The organism is Flavobacterium croceum DSM 17960 (assembly GCF_002917885.1).
Lineage (GTDB): Bacteria > Bacteroidota > Bacteroidia > Flavobacteriales > Flavobacteriaceae > Flavobacterium > Flavobacterium croceum.
This window is the reverse complement of sequence record NZ_PQNY01000053.1, coordinates 1-3,292: the sequence shown is the minus strand read 5'-3', so window position 1 is coordinate 3,292 and position 3,292 is coordinate 1. Positions and strand designations below refer to the sequence as shown.

Sequence of the window (3,292 nt, the reverse complement as noted above, 5' to 3'; positions counted from 1 at the left end):
TTCTAAAAAAATAGAGTAGGAGTGGACATAAATTCAGGAACTATTCAACGGTCAAATGGGTTTTCTGAGTACCGTTCGCCCACTTACTGGTAACGTGTCGCAGCTACAAGAAGTTGCGTACTTCATTCACTGTCTATCACAAATATAGACAAAACATTTATTCAACAATTACCATTTCTGATAAATCCCATGCCTAGCAATTTCTTGTAACTGCTGTTACCAGTAGGTTTTTTATACGTTATCTAATTCCGAGTTTATTTTCTCAATGATTTCTTTTGTTAGTTTTTTCGGCGATTTATTTATTTTAATCTTTGTTAAACGCAATAATTTATATTCTTCTTTTTCTAATAAACTTTCATATTCAGCAATCTCTTCGATTATTCCATTTTCTGAATATTTGTAAATATATTTTGTTTTGCCATAATCTATGACTTCTTTAGATATTTTTCGATTATCATTGTCAAAAACTATTATCTCTTTTTTTGAGTTATCTTTTCCATCGCCATAATATGTCTGAAAATTTGCGATTCTACAATTATTTTGATATTCAAATAAATATTGCCAACGTATTTTGTTCGTTTCCTCAAAAATTTGATTGCATTCGATTATTCTTTTTTGTTCATCGAATATTTTTTGAATGTAGAAATTACCTGAATGAATTTCTATTTTGTTCTTTTCATATTTATAGACAAATGGTTCTGATATTGGATTTGAAGAAATCTCTTTAGTTAATAAGTTATTCTCGTCATAAATAAGTTCAGTGTTGTAGAGTGAAAAATTTTGATTTTCACAACTGGAAATCCAATGTTTTTTAGATATTAACTTTCCATTTTCATAAGAATATTGTTCAATATCCCCAATTACATTAAGTTTATTATAATGTTGTCTTCCGTAAGATACTTTTTCAAGAATTATTCCAAAATTATCAAAATAAAATTCTGATTTTGATACTTTTCTTTTTTTTGATTTTATATAATTTTCAAAGTAATAACCTTCTTGTGTAATTTTGATTTCGCCAATTTCTCTTTCTATTTTTTGCGAATAGATTTTTGAAAAACAAATCAAAAGTATTAAAGTTATTTTCAGTTTCATTTTTGTGTATTTCCCTTTATTTACGGTCAGTTCAGTCAAACTTGCTGGTAACGTTTCGCCGCTTTGCGTCTGTTGCGAGCTTCGGAACTGCGTATTTTCTGTTAAAATACAACTTCTTGCGAAAGATAAACGTGAATTTTGCACTTTTCTCGCAATAGCGCAAAACGGCTGTTGGCAGAAGCCCTTATTTCTTTCTGTTGCGGTTTTCAATTTTTTTATAATTATGTTTCTGGGCTTAGTATATGTAAGTTAGACAGGTATAAATACAAATAAGATTAAAATAGATATAAGTCAGATAGCAATAAATATAAATCGTATTAATATAAATATAAATATGACAAGCATAAATATAAATGCGGAACGCATTTATATAATTGTGAATTATATATATATTATTGTGGTAGCAATATATATAAATTTGGTATGGGGTTTTATGTTTCTACTTGTCATATTTATATTTTATGTTTTGTTATTTCTTTTTCTTGGTGAACACTATTCCTTTTATCTGTGCAAATTGAGGGCTGGTTGCTCCAAAAACTGATTTAACGTATTTCTTTACTTCGGTTGCTATGTCAAATAAACCTGTGTCTGTTCCATAAATTGTTGTGTCTCGTGCAATTCTTGAATTGCTTACATTGGTGTAAGCTGTTGCAACTGCACTATTTTTGGCGGTTAGGTCGGCTTGTTTTGCTGTTAAGGTTGCAATTTGTAAATCGGTTTCGTTTGGTGTGTAACTTGGTTCGGATTGTAAAACAGAAATAATACCTGCTAAATGCTGAATTTGTTGGGCGTAGGATTGTTGGCTTGTGGAAATTGTGTTTGGTGCGGGTGTGCTTGGGTCTGTTGGGGTTTCTACTGCTTTAGCTCTAATGCCTTGCATTTTTTTGTTTAATGTTTTTGCATCTGCCACTTTTTCTTTACTTGCATCGGTTGTTTGTAATGCATTGATTAATCTTGTTGAAAGTGATTTTAAATCTTTGAATGCTACAACACGTTCGTTTACCTTATTATTGTATGCTGTGTTTTTGGTTACAACATCGGCTAAACTGGCTTGTGAGGCTGTGAGTAATGCAGTAAGTTGTGGTAACTTGAGTGCGTTTTTACTTGGGTTGTAGGTTGCTCCGTAACCTGTTACGAATGCAATTAAATCTTGGAAGTTTGCCACGTTTTTTGCGTGTCCTGTTTCTGATGTTGAAGCCATAATAATTTAATTTATAATTATTTGATAAAAATAAAAAATTATTGTTTTGTAAAAACAGATTTTACTTTATTATTCACCGTCTCTATTTTATATATGTTATAATTATTATCATAATAGATAGAATGACGATACTTATAGGTTAAACTATCATAATTAGCATAAGTTGTTCTGAATTTATTTTCTCCTATCTTTGATATTCTGCAGTAAAATGAATTTCTTATGTTGTAATTATAAAAAGTGTCTTTTTTTGTTGAAAGCCATATTCTCTCATCAAAATCAGAAAAGAGATCATTCTTATAATGATAATATTTATTTGATTTTTTATAAAGCAAAGTAGTATCAATTTCTTTCTTTTTATTATTTTTTGAAATAGTTATATATAAAATTGTATCATTTTCATAAACTATTTTATAATAAGTATTAGTTGTTTTATGGGAAAAAAGATATTCCTCTTTTTCTTTTTTACATCCTTGTAATAAAGTCAGAATTAATATTGATAAATACATTAATTTAATTCTTTTTAAGATTTTCATGTTTTTTGTCTTTCTTTTTCAAATAAGTATCAAAAGTATAATTCCTAAAAATAGGAAACCAACAAAAGCATATTTTAACTCATTTTCAGGGTTGTTTTTTATGATATTTATTATATTTTTGAATAAATATCTAAAAAAAGTACCTATAAGGCATAATAAATAATGTCTTATAAATATTAAAATAATTTGCATATAAATATTTAAGGTTCTTTTTTAACTTTTTCATTAATTGTTTCAAATATTTTCTTGTAATTCCGATTTACAGCTAGGAATTTAGAGTGTTTACTTCTTTACCTTTCCTCCTATGAGATTCAAAGCTTCTTCAATGTTTATTTCTTTTTTATAATATATGGATTTATAATCTATATTTAACCCGTTGTGCATTATAAAAAAAGTTGCTCAAATCATTAATAATGATTAAATTGTATTGACTTTCAAACAATTACAATAATGAGCAACCTTGAAG

3 protein-coding genes are annotated in these 3,292 nt (G+C 27.7%); all 3 read right to left on the bottom strand.

Annotated features, from left to right (window positions below; genetic code table 11):
- Positions 1-231: 231 nt before the first annotated feature.
- The 3 genes from Q361_RS13210 to Q361_RS13195 all read right to left on the bottom strand — a co-directional run bounded on the left by Q361_RS13210 (position 232) and on the right by Q361_RS13195 (position 2,826).
- Positions 232-1,302: a hypothetical protein gene (locus Q361_RS13210; RefSeq protein ID WP_146047043.1), complete on the bottom strand. Its 1,071-nt coding sequence runs from the start codon at positions 1,300-1,302 to the stop codon at positions 232-234.
- 259 nt (positions 1,303-1,561) lie between these two features.
- Positions 1,562-2,293 carry a hypothetical protein gene (locus Q361_RS13200; protein ID WP_103727197.1) on the bottom strand — a complete coding sequence of 244 codons (732 nt, stop codon included), beginning with the start codon at positions 2,291-2,293 and terminating at the stop codon, positions 1,562-1,564.
- 38 nt (positions 2,294-2,331) lie between these two features.
- Complete coding sequence (locus tag Q361_RS13195) at positions 2,332-2,826, bottom strand: hypothetical protein (RefSeq protein ID WP_103727196.1); 495 nt, start codon at positions 2,824-2,826, stop codon at positions 2,332-2,334.
- Positions 2,827-3,292 lie beyond the last annotated feature (466 nt).

Coding starts and splice junctions, on each gene's coding strand:
- Q361_RS13200 (WP_103727197.1), bottom strand. CDS start 2,293: ATGGCTTCAACATCAGAAACAGGACACGCAAAAAACGTGGCAAACTTC.
- Q361_RS13195 (WP_103727196.1), bottom strand. CDS start 2,826: ATGAAAATCTTAAAAAGAATTAAATTAATGTATTTATCAATATTAATT.